This window comes from Pseudomonas sp. LBUM1653 (assembly GCF_059716115.1).
In genome coordinates, this window is the sequence record NZ_CP166803.1 from 2,875,665 (window position 1) to 2,891,215 (window position 15,551).

The window sequence follows — 15,551 nt, forward strand, 5'->3', positions numbered from 1 at the left end:
CTACTCTATTAATCGAATCCAGGCGTATATTGACAGTTGAGGCGATAGTAAATCGTCGCAGGTGTGACACGCGAGAGCGCTGGGGGGAGCTAGATATCCCGGAACGTCTGGAGGTGTTACATGAGCCAATATCAACGACTCTTTCTGATAGCCGGTCCAGCCATGCGTCATACCCCGGCATTGGAGCGAGCTGTCGCCATTGCCGAAGCCACTGACGCAGCGCTGCACATCACGGTGTTTATCGAAGACTCCAATCTCTTGGGTTTGAAGAGCGCTGGTGCGCGTTTTCGTGAAGCCTGTCAGCAAGAGAACGAAAAATGGTTGAAGGATGAGGCCGATCTATTCCGCGGGCGCGGGGTCAAGGTGAGCACCGAAGTGCTGGTTACGCGAACCGCGTTGCAAGAGATACTTCTGCACGTGGCAGATATGCAGCCGGATCTGGTTATCAAGGATGTGCAACACGAGTCAGCGCTCAAACGCGTTTTCATTACGCCTCTGGATTGGCACCTGTTGCGCGAATGTCCGGTGGCTGTGCATCTGGTCAGCGAAGTCAGGTGTCCACTTCCGCGGGTGGTAGTGGCGGCGGTCGATCCGTCACAACCTGAGACTCAGATCACTGGTATCAACGACCGCATCATCCAGGCGGCGAACGGATTGGCAATTCAATGCAGCGCGGAACTGCATCTGCTGCATGCCTACGATCTATCGTTGACACATATATCCGACGCTGGCGCTGGCGCAGTGACGATGCCAGGTTTCAGCAGCGAAGTGCGCAAGTCACTGCAAAAGACGTTTATCGCGTTGGCCGACCACTATGGTGTGCCCACTGAGCGACAACACTTCGTTGAGGGGCCACCCGGTAAAGCGCTGGCCGACTTTGCGGCGCATCACCGGGCCGATGTGATCGTCATGGGAAATACGCATCGCAAGGGACTGGGCAAATGGGTGGGCAGTACGACGGAGCATGTCCTGTATCGAGTGCCCTGCAACATTCTCGCCGTTACGGGGGCTGCGGATCAGTGAATGGATTGGCTATCAAAGGACTTCACAGCTTGTAGCCAATCTGCCGCAACAGGTTCTTGCGCCACAGGATGTCGTCGTCGCCTTCAATGTCAGTGGCGCACAAGCCATCCACTACGCCCAGGATTGCTCGCCCTTGTTCCGTCTCGGCGAGAACTACTTCTGTCGGATTGGCTGTAGCACAAAAAATCCGGCATACCTCTGGCACCATCTTGATGGTGTTCAACACGTTCAGCGGATAGAAACCGTCGCCCAGGAAAATGATGAAGCTATGGCCTGCGGCGATGGCTTTGGCATTTTTCTGTGCAAGTTCGATCATTGCACTATCGGTGCCAGACCATCGCACCAGGCAAAAGCCTGAGGCTTCACAAAAGGCCACACCAAACTGGATGCCTGGCACGGCATTGACCAACGCTTCGTGGATGTCCTCGACGGACTTGATGAAGTGCGTCTGACCCAAAATGAAGTTCGTATCATCCGGCTTTTCGATTTTCAACGTAATGAGTTGCATCTCAAACGCCTCCTTTCACGATGTTGCCAGTAGAGACTGGCAACAGAGAAAGCATAGCTACTCATTTGTCATTGCTTCGTCCACTGACTGCTTTTGGCCGATTGCTACCCATTCAGGGCGCCCGGATTTTCAGCTGGCCTGAACTCAAGCACGAGCAACCTTCACCAGCATCACGCAGCGACTATGATGTTGATACCCCAGGCACATCCATGTTTATTTTTCGCCAGGCTGCTTCGGCAAAGCTGTATGCCGAAAAGGCAATCAACCCCAAAGCCATCACCATCAGAACCAAACCTCCAACTGGCAGATTCTGCAGAGCGTCAAGGGCCTCCTTCATGCCGGGTGGATCCGTGGCTTGATAGCGGGAGCCGCTGATCGCCAGCAGCAGCGCTATTTCGATAAACACCACTCCTCGGGCTATGAGTCCGAAACGAGCCACCGGACGTATGTATCGCATCACGTCCTCATCTGCCTCAAAATACTTCTCGAACGACGCCTTCCATCCCTTGATGATATGAGCAATACCTACGCCTAATGGTACGAGCGCCACGAGGTAGACCACCACGTTTGAGTGATCCCAGGACAAAAGATGTGCCAGTAAATCCTTTGTTTCTCCACCTGCGGAATTGCCTGAGCTTCTGACGCCGCTAATGAGTAGTCCCAATGCAAAAAACGCAAGCGCACCGTTGATCAAACCACCCACCAACAAACCTGCACGAATCACCAACCCCTTGAGTTTCGTACCGTGATGATCGACGTCGCGAATCGCTTGCACCAGACGCCACCCTGCGAAGGCGAATAGACCCGCCACGACTAGCCCAACCAGGACATATCCGAATGGCTGGCTTAACAGCGCCTCTAGGCTTTTGTGACTGTCCTTCGGTTTTGTCGAGTCTTGAGCCGCCAGCAGAGCGAAGATACCTATGATCAGGTACAGAACACCTCGAGCGGCATATCCGCCCCGAGCGAGTACGACAAGGGTGTGTTGAGCGGACATAGGATTTATTTCCGAGAAGTTATACAGAAGCAGACCTATCGCCAGGGGAGGGGTTCGATAAAGGTCGAAGTCTTCAGTAACTCAGAATGTTTATTAAACGAGATTGAACGCGATGGAGGCCAACGATGACGCGGGGAAACTGACGCCCCGCGGTGCTCTCAGGTTTTTCGCGAGCAGGCTCGCTCCTACAGTAATCGTCGCAAACGTATTCATCGCGATATTGCCCGAAACCCTGTAGGAGCAAGCTTGCTCGCGATGGTCGTTAACGATAACGCGGGAAACCTGACACCCCGCGGTGCTCTCAGGTTTTTCGCGAGCAGGCTCGCTCCTACAGCAATCGCGGCAAACGCATTCATGACGATCTTGCCCGAAACCCTGTAGGAGCAAGCTTGCTCGCGATGGAGGTCAACGATGACGCGGGAAACCTGATGCCCCGCGGTGCTCTCAGGTTTTTCGCGAGCAGGCTCGCTCCTACAGTAGTCGCGGCAAACGCATTCATCGCGATTTTGCCCGGAACCCTGTAGGAGCAAGCTTGCTCGCGATGGAGGTCAACGATGACGCGGGAAACCTGATGCCCCGCGGTGCTCTCAGGTTTTTCGCGAGCAGGCTCGCTCCTACAGTAGTCGCGGCAAACGCATTCATCGCGATTTTGCCCGGAACCCTGTAGGAGCAAGCTTGCTCGCGATGGAGGTCAACGATGACGCGGGAAACCTGATGCCCCGCGGTGCTCTCGGGTTTTTCGCGAGCAGGCTCGCTCCTACAGTAGTCGTGGCAAACGCATTCATCGCGATCTTGCCCAGAACCGCCAACCCATTAAAAGCAAAGGGTGGCATTCGCTTCTGTGATCGATGAGCTGGAATCAAAGAGGGTTAGCGGTGCTGCTTTTGAAGGCGCGACGCTAAAGGTGATCACGGTGCCCAAAAAAGAAAACCCCTGATGCCGTTAGGCGTCAGGGGTTTAGAAGTAATGGTGCCCAGAGACGGAATCGAACCGCCGACACGGGGATTTTCAATCCCCTGCTCTACCGACTGAGCTATCTGGGCCGCGGCGCAATTAAACGTTTTTTACGGCTGAGGCGTCAAGCACGAAATCAAAAAAAATCAATAAATACCTATGCTTACGATTGTACGTCATCTGGTGAAGTGAGCATGCGGGTGCTGAGCGTGCCGTTGATTGATCGGGAAGGGCAGTTGCAGGCTACCTTGACGCTGACGACTCATGCGTCGCGAATGACCGTCGAGCAAATGCGCGAACGGTATCTGTCCGCATTGTATGAGGGTCAGGCATTGCTACGGCCAATCATGACGCTGTAGGCACAGGTCTCAGTTAATGTCGTTGCCCACTACTTCGACAATTCGCTGAGCAATATGCTCGACGTGGGTCTCCAGCGCGAAGTGGCCGGTATCCAGCAACTCGACCACCGCATTCCGGTTGTCACGCTTATAGGCCTCGGCGCCTGGCGGAATGAAGAATGGATCGCCTTTGCCCCAGATCGCCAGTGTTGGCACTTGGCTATCGCGAAAAAACTGTTGGAACGCCGGATACAGCTTCAGGTTGTTCTGATAATCAAGGAACAGATCAAGCTGGATGTCCTTGTTACCTGGCCGCTCCAGCAGAAGCGCGTCCAGATGGTAAGCCTCAGGTGCGATGACCTCGGGATTGCTCACGCCTTCCACGTACTGCCAGCGCGTGCCTTCCAGATGCAGGATGGCATCGTTGATCACCTGGCGATTGGCGAGCGACGGGTCGGCCCAATACTGGCGGATCGGCGCCCACGCATTCCCAAGACCTTCGAGATACGCATTGCCGTTCTGCGAAACAATCGCGCTCACCCGATCCGGGTAGGCCAGCGCCAGGCGCAAGCCTGTGGGCGCGCCGTAGTCGAAGAAATACATCGCGTAACGCTTGAGTTCGAGCACATCGACAAATTGCTTAATTGTCTCGCCGATGGCATCGAAGGTGTAGACGTAGTTACGTTCGGTGGGAACTTCGGTGAAACCGAATCCGGGCAGATCCGGCGCGATGAGGCGGTATTTGTCCGCCAGCAGCGGGATCAGGTCACGGAACTGGTGCGACGAGCTGGGGAAACCGTGCAGCAGCAACAGTACCGGCGCGTCGGCAGCGCCGGCTTCGCGGTAGAAAACCTTGACGCCGTCGGTTTCGACGAATTTGCAGGCAACGTGGGTGTGCCGGGATGGGGTCATGGTTCATTTCTCCTGTAACTGTATAAACACATTTTTACGGGTTACTGGAATCCATTGTGCACAGATTATGTAACTGGTCAAATTATCTTTATGGGTTACAATCTGCCTATCGATTCCCTGGAGATTCCCATGACTGTCGCCGTCACCACCCTTGAACGGCCTGCGCCGTTGGTACTGGCCGATCACCCGGCACTGGATCTGCTCAACACCCGCATGATGGTCGAAGGCCAGCGACGAGACCTGCTCGGCACCGAGGCCGACGCGGCGTTGTGGCTGCGGCAGATCGGTTTCGGTTCGGCGACGGAGGTGGAGGGGGGCGACGGGCATCTGCTCGCCCGATTGCGCAAGCTGCGCGACAGCATCGAAGGCCTGCTCGCAGCTCGCCGGGAAAATCGCGTGGCGGATCCGGTCGCGCTTAACGCCTTTCTATTGCGGGCGGTGCCGCAACTGGTTTGGGAGGAGGGCGCCGCGCCGGTACTGGATCGCTTCCGTCAAGGTGATGCCGCCAGCCAATGCCTGGGCCGGCTGGCTTATGCGGCTGCCGAGTTGTTGGCTGAAGGCGACTTCAATCTTGTGCGCAAATGCGAAAGCCCGGAATGTTCATTGATGTTTTATGACCGCACCAAGTCGCACAAACGGCGCTGGTGCAGCATGGCGCTGTGCGGAAACCGGCATAAGGTCGCCGAGTTCCGCAAGCGGCGTCAGGGTACTGCGGACTGACATCGGCTCCCGTGCTAATCCGGTTTTGGTGGTCATTACTTCATTGATGATTCGAACTTTAGTGCCCACGGGTATTATCGAAAACAACTCCGCTATATCCTGATTGTACATTCGAAAACAACCATGACTGGTACGCGTGCCAATCCCGAATTTTTTATTTGAACCATGAATAAGATACGCCGGCAGTCCCAAACGTATTTTATAGGGACCGAGTGGATTGTCCGGCCCAGGTGGCACGCGATTTGGCAACGGATCACCATCCGCTGCATGTTCGGCACGAATAGAGGGTGTAGGAAACCATGATGGGTTGGCGACTTTTTCTGTGATGCGGGTCACTGCCACAGGCGACGCCCACCCTTCACGGCCAATACCCAGCGGATAGGTATAAACGAGCCGGGTTCCGGCAGGAAAGTAGTAAAGACGAAGTTCAGCCAGATTGATCACTACCCCTTCTCTAGGACCATCAGGTAAGGAAAATTGACTGGGGATCTGAATCTGCGTACCGACCTTTGGCAACCAGGCATCCACGCCGGGATTTGCGTCGAGCATTTCTTGATATCCGAGACCGTAGCGCTCAGCCAAATCGGCAAAGGTGTCTTCATAACGCGCGATGACGGTTTGTCTGACACCCACCAGTGAACTTCCATCGGAAGGTAATTCGAAGCGCGCAGCCATGCTCGGCTGAAATACAAAACTGGCTACAACTACGAACGCCAGTCGAAATTTATTATTTTTAGTAAAGCCGGTTTTATTGAGTGGAAGAAGTCGTACCGCTTTAATCATGAGTTCTCTACTAATCCATATTCATCATGAGTAAACTCTTGCAGATCTGCTTGAGCTGGAGGCACGATGCTCGGAGTTTACTAATTAGAATGCAAACGCATAATTTTAATAGAATCTAGTTGAAAAACGAATTCATCTCGAAGGCTGGAGATGGAGTTGAAATCAACCAAAAAACCAGTTGAAGCCTCTACGGTCACGTCCAGCCCGAGTGGCAGCCTTGCCTGTTGGGAGCTCAACCCACATTGGCACAGGCTGCCATCATTCGCTCGACGATCAATTGAACTGCCGGTATTAGCGTTTGATCAACGAAATCTTCGTGCCTTCGATGCTGATCCCGGCCATCAATCCTTGCTGGTCGAAGATGAACGCGTATGCGTCGTCTTTCAGCGTCGAGCTGGACAGGTTCTTGGCAACCCCTTCATCCACCACGACAACGGTTGGCCCTACGCCGATTTCCCAACCTTTGGTTTCAGTGATGTATTTCACCGCTTTGTCGGTCATCAGAAAAACCACATAGCCATAGGACTGCGCGCCTGCCTGTAATCCCCAGGAGCCGCTGACGGAGTTGTAATAGTCTTCGACTTTCGTGCCCTTCATCAAAACGCCTTCGCCGTAGCTGCCGCCGAATACCAGGCCCGCCTTGATGATTTTCGGGAAGACCAGCACGGCCTTGGCTTTTTTCGAGATGGTTTCGGAGAATGGATTGGTCTTGTACAGCGTTTGCAACGCTTGCCGGGAGTCGGTATTCAGATCCTCGGCGGTGGCCGCTCCGGCAGTGTTCAGGAGACTGGCCGATGCCATTGCTGCAACCGCGAGCAAGACCGTCAGGAAGAACCGTATTGATTGAGTCATTTGCGTACTCCGATAAGGGAGCATTGGATGGCAGCAGCAGTCAGCGCCTGTGTCAGACAGGACCTGAACCCACTGAACGTTATCCGGCGCACCCTGAAATGTGTGAATCGCAAGCTTCGCTGCTGAAGGAAGCAGGCCCGAGGCCAGTGTTCAGTTGCGATGCCATCACTTGTTGTGACCACTGAGTGATCGACAGAGTTCGCTTGTGCCCGATTGCTGATTATCGCGGTGCCGAATATGACGCTCATTGCGATTCGGCACGGCGACGCGAGCATCAGCTTTTGATGAACGACAGAAGATCCGCGTTGATGACGTCGGCATGGGTGGTGCACATGCCATGGGGCAGGCCAGGGTAGGTTTTCAGCGTGCCATGTTTGAGCAGCTTGATTGACAGGTGTGCCGAATCGGCGATCGGCACGATCTGGTCGTCTTCGCCGTGGAGCACCAGTGTCGGCACGTCGATGTTCTTCAAGTCATCGGTAAAGTCGGTTTCCGAGAAGGCTTGAATGCAGTCGTACTGCGCCTTGACCCCACCGTTCATGCCCTGGCGCCACCAGTTGTCGATGATCGCTTCGGAGACTTTCGCGCCCGGGCGATTGAAGCCATAGAACGGACCTGTCGGAAAATCACGATAAAACTGTACGCGATTGTCGGCCAGGGCTTTGCGCAAACCATCGAAGACTTCCAGGGGAAGGCCGCCCGGGTTTTTCGCGGTACGCAGCATGATCGGTGGCACGGCACCGATCAGCACCGCTTTGGCAACGCGACCGCGGCCATGACGCGCCACATAGCGTGCTACTTCACCACCACCGGTGGAATGACCGATATGCACGGCGTTTCTGATGTCGAGATGCGCCATCAGTTCAGCAACGTCGGCGGCATAGGTTTCCATCTCGTTGCCGACAGCGGTCTGAGACGAACGACCATGGCCGCGGCGATCGTGAGCAATGACGCGATAGCCCTTGCTGAGGAAAAACAGCATCTGTGCATCCCAGTCGTCACTGGACAGGGGCCAGCCATGATGGAACACGAGCGGCTGCCCGGTGCCCCAATCCTTGTAGAAAATCTGCGTGCCGTCCTTGACTGTGATCATCCCCGAGCCACTGGCATTGCCGTCGCCTTTGCTGCCCGCCGGCACACGTGCCTGGGTTGGCTGCGCCGCAAGCGCAGGAATCGTCACGGCCAGGGCTGCGGCCATGACACCGGTTGTCATCAATGCTCTACGGCTGGTTCCGCTTGTCTCATCAGTCATGATCGACACTCATGTGTGTGTTAAAGGTAGCGCCTGCGGGACCAGGGACAGGCCATCCGGCGACGCCTCGGCAGCTGGGAATTTATGGGCAAACCAAAGCACTGAACACTGGACATGGGTGTGTGGAATTAATGCTTTGGTATGGGCATCAGGAAAGCGTGCAAGGGATGCTCAACTCCTGTAGGAGCGAACGGTGCGGCGATCCGACTTGCCCGCGAAGAACGGTAACGCGGTGCATCAGGTACAACGTGGCGCTTGGTTCGCCTGTAGGAGCGAGGCTTGCCCGCGAAGAACGATTACGCGGTGCATCAGGTACACCATGGCCCTGGTTCGCCGGCAAGCCTGGCTTCCTACACGCGAAGAGCGATAACGCGGTGTAGCAGGTACACCGCGGGGTCTGGTTCGCCGGCAAGCCTGGCTCCTACAGCCACACGGCATCCCACAACGGATAGTCGCCAATTTTCTCGACCAGTCCTGCCCGCAACGGATTGGCCACGATATAGCGCGCCACCGTCTGCAGGTCTTCGTCCCTGCGAATCGCTCGGTCATGAAAGCCATGTTGCCAGAGTGATCCATCGCGCTTGATCGAACGAATCAACGCGAGCGCAATGCGTGATTTTGTCCTCGCCATTACGTAAGTAAGCGTGCGGTCTTTGAGCTCGAACAGCCAATGGAGATGGTCCGGCATGACAACCCAGGCCAGAGAAAGCACCAGCTCCTCTTCCTGAGCCTTCCTCAACGCATCGACCACGAGCCGGCCCTGCATGAAGTCTTTGAAAACGGGGTCCCGGTTCTGAACGGCAGTTGTGACCAGATAGATCTGCCCCGGCGCTGAATAGCGCCCGGTGCGCAATCGACGCGCATGGCGAATGGTTGGCATGGTTCATCTTCCTTGATCATGGCGTTGTCAGTTCAGGCTAGAACGCCGGAGGAAGAGCGAGGGTGAACAGTTATTCCTGATGTGTCTGTGGGAGCGAGCGGGCGGCGATCCGACTTGCCCGCGAAGAACGATAACGCGGTGCAGCAGATGTACGTCAGCGCCTGGTTCGCCGGCAAGCCTGGCTCCTACAAAGCGAAGAACGGTAACGCGGTGTGGCAGATGTACCGCAGCGCCTGCTTCGCCGGCAAGCCTGGCTCCTACAAGGGTGGGGGTGCCAATTGCGACGCAGCGACCCCGCCAGAACGACGAGGTCGCCAGGTGGATCAGAGCTTCGGCAATTGCCCGATGCGGCCCATCATCTCGGTCACGATCTGCAGGTCGAGCAGGAACTGCTCGGTGGTCTTGAACTCATTGTCGTTGTGACCGGTGTATTTGACGTCCGGCATGGCCAAGCCGAATTGCACGCCGTTGGGCAGTTCGTGCACCGAAGTGGCGCCGGCGGAGGTGCCGAACTTGTGCTCCATGCCGAGGTTTTCGCTGGCCACGGCGAGCAGGGCCTTGACCCATTCACCCTCGGGGTTGCGGTACATCGGTTCGGCGATGGAGTAGTCGAAGGTCGTTGCGATTTTGCTGTTCTTGCTCCAGGCATCCAGTTTTGTGGCGATTTGGGTCTTGAGCGTTTCCGGGGACTTGCCCTTCGGCACGCGCAGGTTGACCGCGAGCTTGAAGGCTTTTTCATCCATCCCGACATAGGTCAGCGACGTGGTCAGCGGGCCCATGAACTCATCGGAGAACCCCACCTTCAATTTGCCACCCAGGTAGTCCAATCCCCAGTTGTCGGCGGCGTAGCGGGCGGCGTCGGTGATGTGGTTGTGCTTGAGCGCGACCTTGCCGTCGAGGCTGTTGATGAAGTCCAGCATCCTGGCCACCGGGTTGACGCCGGATTCAGGCTCGGAGGAGTGGGCGGACACGCCGGTGACGGTCAGTTTGACGTCCTTGCCGACCACCTTGGTGGCGACGTCGAAGTTGCCGCCATTGCGCATGGCATATTCGATGCCGGCCTTTTGCAGGCTGGCGGCCAGTTCCTCGGGCTTGTCTGTCACCAGGGTGGCGACCGAGGTCGACGGAATCTGGTTGGTGGCCAGGCCGCCGGTCATCGAGGTGATTTCAGCGCCCTTGCCTTGACCCTTGCGTTTGGCGAAGCTGGCCATGACGGTGCCGTAGCCTTTCTCGGCGATCACCACCGGGTAGCCGCCATCCAGTGCCAGGTTGTAGTTGGGCGTCGGGTTACGTTCGAAATAGTAGGGGATGGCGTCGCCCGTGGTTTCCTCGGTGGTGTCTACCAGCAGCTTGAAGTTCCTGGCCAGCGGCAGCTTTTCTTCCTTGATGACCTTCATGGCGTAGAGCGCGACCACGATGCCGTTCTTGTCATCCTCGGTGCCCCGGCCATACATGCGATCGCCCACCAGGGTGACCTTGAACGGATCGAGCCGGGTGCCATCCTGCAGCACCCAGTTCTCTGGCGTCACCGGCACCACGTCGGCATGGGCGTGAATGCCCACGACTTCGTCGCCAGTGCCTTCCAGGGAGATTTCATAGACGCGGTTGTCGATGTTACGGAAGTTCAGTTTGAACCCCTGGGCCAGGCTCTTGATCTTCTCGGCGATCTTGATGAACTCGGGATTGTCGTGCTGGGCAACGCCGTCCACGCGCATGGTGGGTATGGCCACCAGTTCACGCAGGGTTTCGGTGGCCGCGCTGCCGTACTTCACCCGTGTGTAGAGGCCAAGCAGGCGATGGATTTCGTTTTGCTGCTCAGGAGTAAGCGTCTTGTTATCGAGGAAGGCACTGATGGCCGGGCCGAGGTCGTCGGTCTTGGCAACGTCGCTCTTGGCCAGGCTTGCCAGGAACTGCCTGAAGTCCGTGACCGAGGCATCACTGAACGTCTTGAGGATGATCGCGCTCTGTTGCGGGGTGATGTTGGCATGTGCCGCGCTGGTGAACGACGACAGGCTGGCGAGCATCAGGGTGGCTGCGGCCAGGTGCTTGAGTGAAAAGTCCATTGCTGGGGGCATTCCTTTGCAGGCGGTTTGTAGGAAATATCTGATCGTTTAATCAGAAACGTCTGCAAACTAACACCGCAAGGGTGGGGTGGGGAGCCCCTGAAGTGGGATCTGTCGCACAGAAATGCGAAAGCGGCGCAGAAATGAAAACCTAGAACTATCAATGTTTGACTTCAATCAACAACGTACGGGCGCACGGGTTGCCAGCGATGACGGCCGCAAGATCGCCATCGCCAGCAAGCCGGCTCCTACAGTCCTCGATCGTCGGAACGCCGCCCGCAGCAAGCCGGCTCCTACAGGTCTAGCTCGCCGGTTTGGCCGTTTTCGTCCCTCGTTTGCTGGTGCCCGCCGGCTTGCGCTGGGCCGGCTTGCGTTTGTTTTTCCACGGCGTTGCACCGCGCCCGGCAGGGCTGGCCGGACCGCTGATGGTCAGGCTCAGGCCGGCGCAACGGCTGACTTGCTTGCTCATCCAGGCAGCCTGCTTGGTGACGAACTCGTCCAGGCTCATTTCCCCGCTCTGCACCATGTCCAGGGCCTGCTCCCAGATGGCCGTGGTGCCCGGATCGGCAATGGCGCGCGGTACCGCATCGATCAGGCTGAAAGCGGCCGGGGTTGCAGCTAGCGCCTTGCCGTTCTTGATCAGGTAGCCACGGTCGAGCAGCCCCTGGATGATCGAGGCACGGGTCGCTTCGGTGCCGATGCCGGTGGTGTCCTTGAGCTTTTGCTTGAGCAATGGATCCTCCACCAGTTTGGCGACGTTCTTCATGGCCTTGATCAGGTCGCCCTCGGTGAAGGGTTTGGGCGGTTGCGTCCAGAGGTCCTTGAGTTGCACGTCGGCAACCGCGCAATCAATTCCTTCCCTGAGGTTGGGCAGGGTTTGCGGGGCGGGTGCTTCGCGGCCCTTGGCGGGTGCGAGGGCTTCGGGCAGGGCGCGTTTCCAGCCGGGCTCGACGATTTGCTTGCCAACGGCACGCAAGGCCTCGCCGGCGCAATCGAAGTCGGCCTGGGTGCGGTCGAACTCGTGATTGGGCAGGAACTGCGCCAGGTACCGGGCGCGGATCAAGGTGTAGACCGCGCGCTGCTTGCCCACCAGTCGATCGAGATTTTTCGCTGCGGCGGTGGGGATGATGCCGTGGTGCGCGCTGACCTTGGCATCGTTCCAGGCCCGTGAGCGACGCTGGGGCTCCAGGTAGTCATGCAGGGCGTTGAGTGCCGGGTCGGCCTGGCGTAGCGCCGCCAGAATGCCCGGTGCTTCGCTGTGCTGGCTGACGGGCAGGTAGCCGCAGTCGCTGCGCGGGTAGGTGATGACCTTGTGGGTTTCGTAGAGCGCCTGGGCGATGTCGAGGGTTTCCTGGGCGCCGAGCCCGAGCTTTTTCGAGCAGACCTCCTGCAAGGTGCCGAGGTCGAAGGGCAGCGGCGCCACTTCGCGCATCCGTTCGGTGCGCAGCTTGATGACCCTGGCGCTTGCGGCGGTGCGCATGGCCGCAGCTGCTCGTTGGGCCAGCGCCTGATTCAGGCAGCGGTCCTGGTCGTCGCACACCTCCGATGCAGCCCGCCATTGTGCCGTGAAGGCGGTGCCGTCGTGCAGTAACTGCACCTCGACAGCCCAGTAGGGCACGGGCACGAAGTCGGCGATGCTGCGGTCGCGATCCACGACCAGGCGCAAGGTAGGGGTCTGCACCCGGCCGACCGGCAACACGCCCTGATAACCGGATTGGCGGCCCAGCAGCGTGAACAGCCGGCTCATGTTCATGCCGATCAGCCAGTCGGCCCGGGAGCGCCCCAGTGCCGAATGATAGAGGCTGAAGGTCTGCGCGCCGGGCCTGAGTGCGGCGAGGGCCTTGCGGATCGAGGCATCGTCCAGCGCCGACAGCCACAACCGCTGGATCGGACCGCGATAGCGGCAATGTTCCACCAGTTCCCTCGCGATCATTTCGCCCTCACGGTCAGCGTCCGTGGCAATGACCAGCTCGGACGCTTCGCCGAGCAGGCGCTTGACCACCTTGTATTGGCTGGCCGTGCGCGGCTTGACGGTCATTTTCCATTTGTCGGGAATGATCGGCAGGTCCGCCAGTACCCAGCGCTTGTAGCGCGCGTCATAGGCATCCGGGGGAGCGGTTTCCAGCAGGTGGCCGATGCACCAGGTCACCGTGACGTCCGTTCCCAGCCAGCAGCCATCACTGCGCCGCCGCGCGCCGAGCACGGCCGCAATGTCTTTGGCCTGGGAGGGTTTTTCACAGAGGTACAACCGCATAACCACCATCGTCGATCAATGTCCGCAAGTTGCACAGGATGGCGTGAGTCAGGCGTGAGAGCAATCATTATCTGTATGGATGTACAGTCAAAGCGTTGCACGTGTTTGCGCAACCCGGTGAATCCGTTCGGCTGCGAACCCGTCGCAGGCCTGCAACTTGGGTTATACCTGATAAACCAAGATTTCCGGGGCGTTGTGCAGCCCTTGCCGGCAATCCCTGCTGTTACAGGTCCATCACCGTCATGAGGTGGCAATTCCATGAAAAGCTCCGGTCCCAGTCCTGTCATCACCATCGCCGAGCAGCCCGGCTGCCTGCTGGTGAAGTTTCACGGATTTCAGGTGGCAGCGTCCGCTCGTGCGCTGGTTCTGCTGGAGGCCAATTACCCTCCGGTGTACTACGTGCCGCGCGAAGACATCGACGAAAAGTATTACGCCCGCACCGACCACACCAGCTATTGCCCGTACAAGGGCGATGCCAGTTATTTCAGTTTGCAGGCTCCGGGACATGAGGGTGCCAATGCAGTCTGGAGCTACGAAAATCCCAAAGTGTCTGTCGAGCAGATTAGGGGCTACGTGGCGTTCTATCCTGATCAGGTGACGTTCGAGTTGATCGATATTGATGAGTGATGGACAGGGTTGTGCGGGGATACCATTCGCTCTTGGATGTACCCGATCTACTGTGGGAGCGAGCTTGCTCCGGGCGGCGTTCCGACGATGGCGGCCTGACAGCCGACGCTATTCCTTCAGGTGTACATATCCATTCCTGCGGTAACGGCCTCCTATGGTTTCGCTTTTACAGCGAGTCACTTGGAAGAGACCTGTAGATACTCTGTTCACGGTCAAGCTTTCGCGAGATGTTTTTTGCTAAAAAGCTTGGCCGTATTAAATTCTTCTCCGGAGCGCATGCATGCCCATAACCCGGTTAGGTATTTGCGCATGACCGCGCCGATGGCTTGCATTTTCTTCTTGCCGCGCGCTACCAGTGCCTCGTAGAAGGCCTTCACATTCTCATCACAACGGATTGCCGTCATCGCCGGCATGAACATCGCTGCACGCAAGTAAGCATTACCGCACTTGGACATTCGTCCTGGCCGGTTCACGCTGGTGCCTGACTGGGTCAGTCTGACATCCAGGCCTGCATAGCGGCTTACCTGTGCCGATTTAAGCGTCACTGGAAGGGTCGTCAGCTCAGCCAGTGCGGCGATGGCCGAGGCCTCTCCAACGCCGGGCGCCGCCATCATGCAGCGAAACTGCAAACTCAGATCCGGGCATTTGGCGATGGCCTCACGTGCGGCTTTCTTCAAGCGATCAATCCGGGAGTCCAGTCCTGCAATCGCCTCCTTCTCATCCTCGATCAGCAGCTCCACACTCGTTTCTGTTGCTTGTAGGGCGTGTAATTCGTTTTTGGCTCGTGTTCGATGGCCAATCAGTCGGTTGATGTGGCGACCAATCGCACGCAGCATCATCTGTTCCGCAGTGGGCGGGACCCACAGCCTAGGCCCCATACGCTCGCCGTATTCGGCCAGCAGTTGGGCATCGATCTGGTCAGTCTTGCTGTTTTGCAACATCAGCTTGGCAAAGTTGTGGAAGCTTTTGGGATTGATCACCGAGACCGGCAAGCCGGCGGCGTGCAACTCCATCGCAAGATCCAGGTAGTAAATACCGGTGGCCTCCATGACAACGCTTAGCGGCTTGAGACGTAGCAGCTTTTCCACAGCGGCCTTGCGACCTTTGGGTGTGTGCTGAATGTCTCCATTGCCTGCTGCTTTGCCGTTCTGCCGCCATCCCATGGCTGAACTGCGAGCACTGATATCTATGCCGACATGCGCATTCATTGCTTTTCACTTCCTTGGCTTTAGGTAAGATTGCACCTGGTTCCCCCGACCTCGAACTTCATGCCACTGCAACCTTGTAATGCGAAGTCCGACTTGTCGGCTTCTCGATACTCTTCGTGGTGGGCAATGAGGCGGGGGGGCCTCTCTACAGACAAGGTCAGGAGCAAATCCTGCCTTCAG

14 protein-coding genes, 1 tRNA gene and 1 pseudogene are annotated in these 15,551 nt (G+C 57.5%); 5 read left to right on the forward strand and 11 right to left on the reverse strand.

Going from position 1 to position 15,551, the window contains the following annotated elements; all coding sequences use genetic code 11:
* Positions 1–120: 120 nt before the first annotated feature.
* Positions 121–1,023, forward strand: coding sequence for a universal stress protein (locus ACA054_RS13105; protein ID WP_497689759.1), 903 nt, complete (start codon positions 121–123; stop codon positions 1,021–1,023).
* A 22-nt stretch (positions 1,024–1,045) separates the two neighbouring features.
* Here ACA054_RS13105 and ACA054_RS13110 read toward each other — a convergent pair whose 3' ends face one another.
* The gene (locus ACA054_RS13110; protein ID WP_497689760.1) at positions 1,046–1,531 is read right to left on the reverse strand and encodes an adenosine-specific kinase; all 486 of its coding nucleotides are present in this window, start codon (positions 1,529–1,531) and stop codon (positions 1,046–1,048) included.
* Between the two features lie 181 nt (positions 1,532–1,712).
* Complete coding sequence (locus ACA054_RS13115) at positions 1,713–2,528, reverse strand: DUF1206 domain-containing protein (RefSeq protein ID WP_497689761.1); 816 nt, start codon at positions 2,526–2,528, stop codon at positions 1,713–1,715.
* A 255-nt stretch (positions 2,529–2,783) separates the two neighbouring features.
* Here ACA054_RS13115 and ACA054_RS13120 point away from each other — a divergent pair.
* Positions 2,784–2,882, forward strand: a pseudogene (locus ACA054_RS13120) (outer membrane lipoprotein carrier protein LolA); the annotation flags it as partial.
* A gap of 613 nt (positions 2,883–3,495) precedes the next feature.
* Here the strand turns inward: ACA054_RS13120 and ACA054_RS13125 are convergent.
* Positions 3,496–3,571, reverse strand: a tRNA-Phe gene (locus tag ACA054_RS13125).
* 105 nt (positions 3,572–3,676) lie between these two features.
* Here ACA054_RS13125 and ACA054_RS13130 point away from each other — a divergent pair.
* Positions 3,677–3,841, forward strand: a complete 165-nt coding sequence (locus tag ACA054_RS13130) for a hypothetical protein (protein ID WP_497689762.1) — start codon at positions 3,677–3,679, stop codon at positions 3,839–3,841.
* A 9-nt stretch (positions 3,842–3,850) separates the two neighbouring features.
* Here the strand turns inward: ACA054_RS13130 and ACA054_RS13135 are convergent, their stop codons facing one another.
* On the reverse strand, positions 3,851–4,732 hold the full coding sequence (locus ACA054_RS13135) for an alpha/beta fold hydrolase (protein WP_497689763.1): 882 nt from the start codon (positions 4,730–4,732) through the stop codon (positions 3,851–3,853).
* Between the two features lie 129 nt (positions 4,733–4,861).
* Between ACA054_RS13135 and ACA054_RS13140 the strand changes: the two genes are divergently transcribed.
* The gene (locus ACA054_RS13140) at positions 4,862–5,452 is read left to right on the forward strand and encodes a CGNR zinc finger domain-containing protein (RefSeq protein ID WP_497689764.1); all 591 of its coding nucleotides are present in this window, start codon (positions 4,862–4,864) and stop codon (positions 5,450–5,452) included.
* Here the strand turns inward: ACA054_RS13140 and ACA054_RS13145 are convergent.
* The 6 genes from ACA054_RS13145 to ACA054_RS13170 all read right to left on the reverse strand — a co-directional run bounded on the left by ACA054_RS13145 (position 5,333) and on the right by ACA054_RS13170 (position 13,536).
* Complete coding sequence (locus ACA054_RS13145) at positions 5,333–6,235, reverse strand: L,D-transpeptidase family protein (protein WP_497689765.1); 903 nt, start codon at positions 6,233–6,235, stop codon at positions 5,333–5,335. The two genes, ACA054_RS13140 and ACA054_RS13145, sit on opposite strands and share 120 nt — an antisense overlap.
* 291 nt (positions 6,236–6,526) lie before the next feature.
* A complete protein-coding gene (locus ACA054_RS13150; protein WP_497689766.1) occupies positions 6,527–7,087 on the reverse strand; it encodes a lipid-binding SYLF domain-containing protein in 561 nt (186 codons plus the stop codon).
* A 274-nt stretch (positions 7,088–7,361) separates the two neighbouring features.
* The gene (locus ACA054_RS13155; RefSeq protein WP_497690292.1) at positions 7,362–8,180 is read right to left on the reverse strand and encodes an alpha/beta fold hydrolase; all 819 of its coding nucleotides are present in this window, start codon (positions 8,178–8,180) and stop codon (positions 7,362–7,364) included.
* 580 nt (positions 8,181–8,760) lie between these two features.
* Entirely contained in the window at positions 8,761–9,219 is a 459-nt protein-coding gene (locus ACA054_RS13160; RefSeq protein WP_497689767.1) for an REP-associated tyrosine transposase, read from the reverse strand.
* A 323-nt stretch (positions 9,220–9,542) separates the two neighbouring features.
* Positions 9,543–11,282 carry a dipeptidase gene (locus tag ACA054_RS13165; RefSeq protein ID WP_497689768.1) on the reverse strand — a complete coding sequence of 580 codons (1,740 nt, stop codon included), beginning with the start codon at positions 11,280–11,282 and terminating at the stop codon, positions 9,543–9,545.
* Positions 11,283–11,583: 301 nt separating this feature from the next.
* Positions 11,584–13,536: a DNA topoisomerase III gene (locus tag ACA054_RS13170; protein ID WP_497689769.1), complete on the reverse strand. Its 1,953-nt coding sequence runs from the start codon at positions 13,534–13,536 to the stop codon at positions 11,584–11,586.
* Positions 13,537–13,794: 258 nt separating this feature from the next.
* Between ACA054_RS13170 and ACA054_RS13175 the strand changes: the two genes are divergently transcribed.
* Positions 13,795–14,163: a DUF427 domain-containing protein gene (locus ACA054_RS13175; protein ID WP_497689770.1), complete on the forward strand. Its 369-nt coding sequence runs from the start codon at positions 13,795–13,797 to the stop codon at positions 14,161–14,163.
* A 212-nt stretch (positions 14,164–14,375) separates the two neighbouring features.
* Here ACA054_RS13175 and ACA054_RS13180 read toward each other — a convergent pair whose 3' ends face one another.
* Positions 14,376–15,371, reverse strand: coding sequence for an IS110 family RNA-guided transposase (locus ACA054_RS13180; RefSeq protein ID WP_497685826.1), 996 nt, complete (start codon positions 15,369–15,371; stop codon positions 14,376–14,378).
* Positions 15,372–15,551 lie beyond the last annotated feature (180 nt).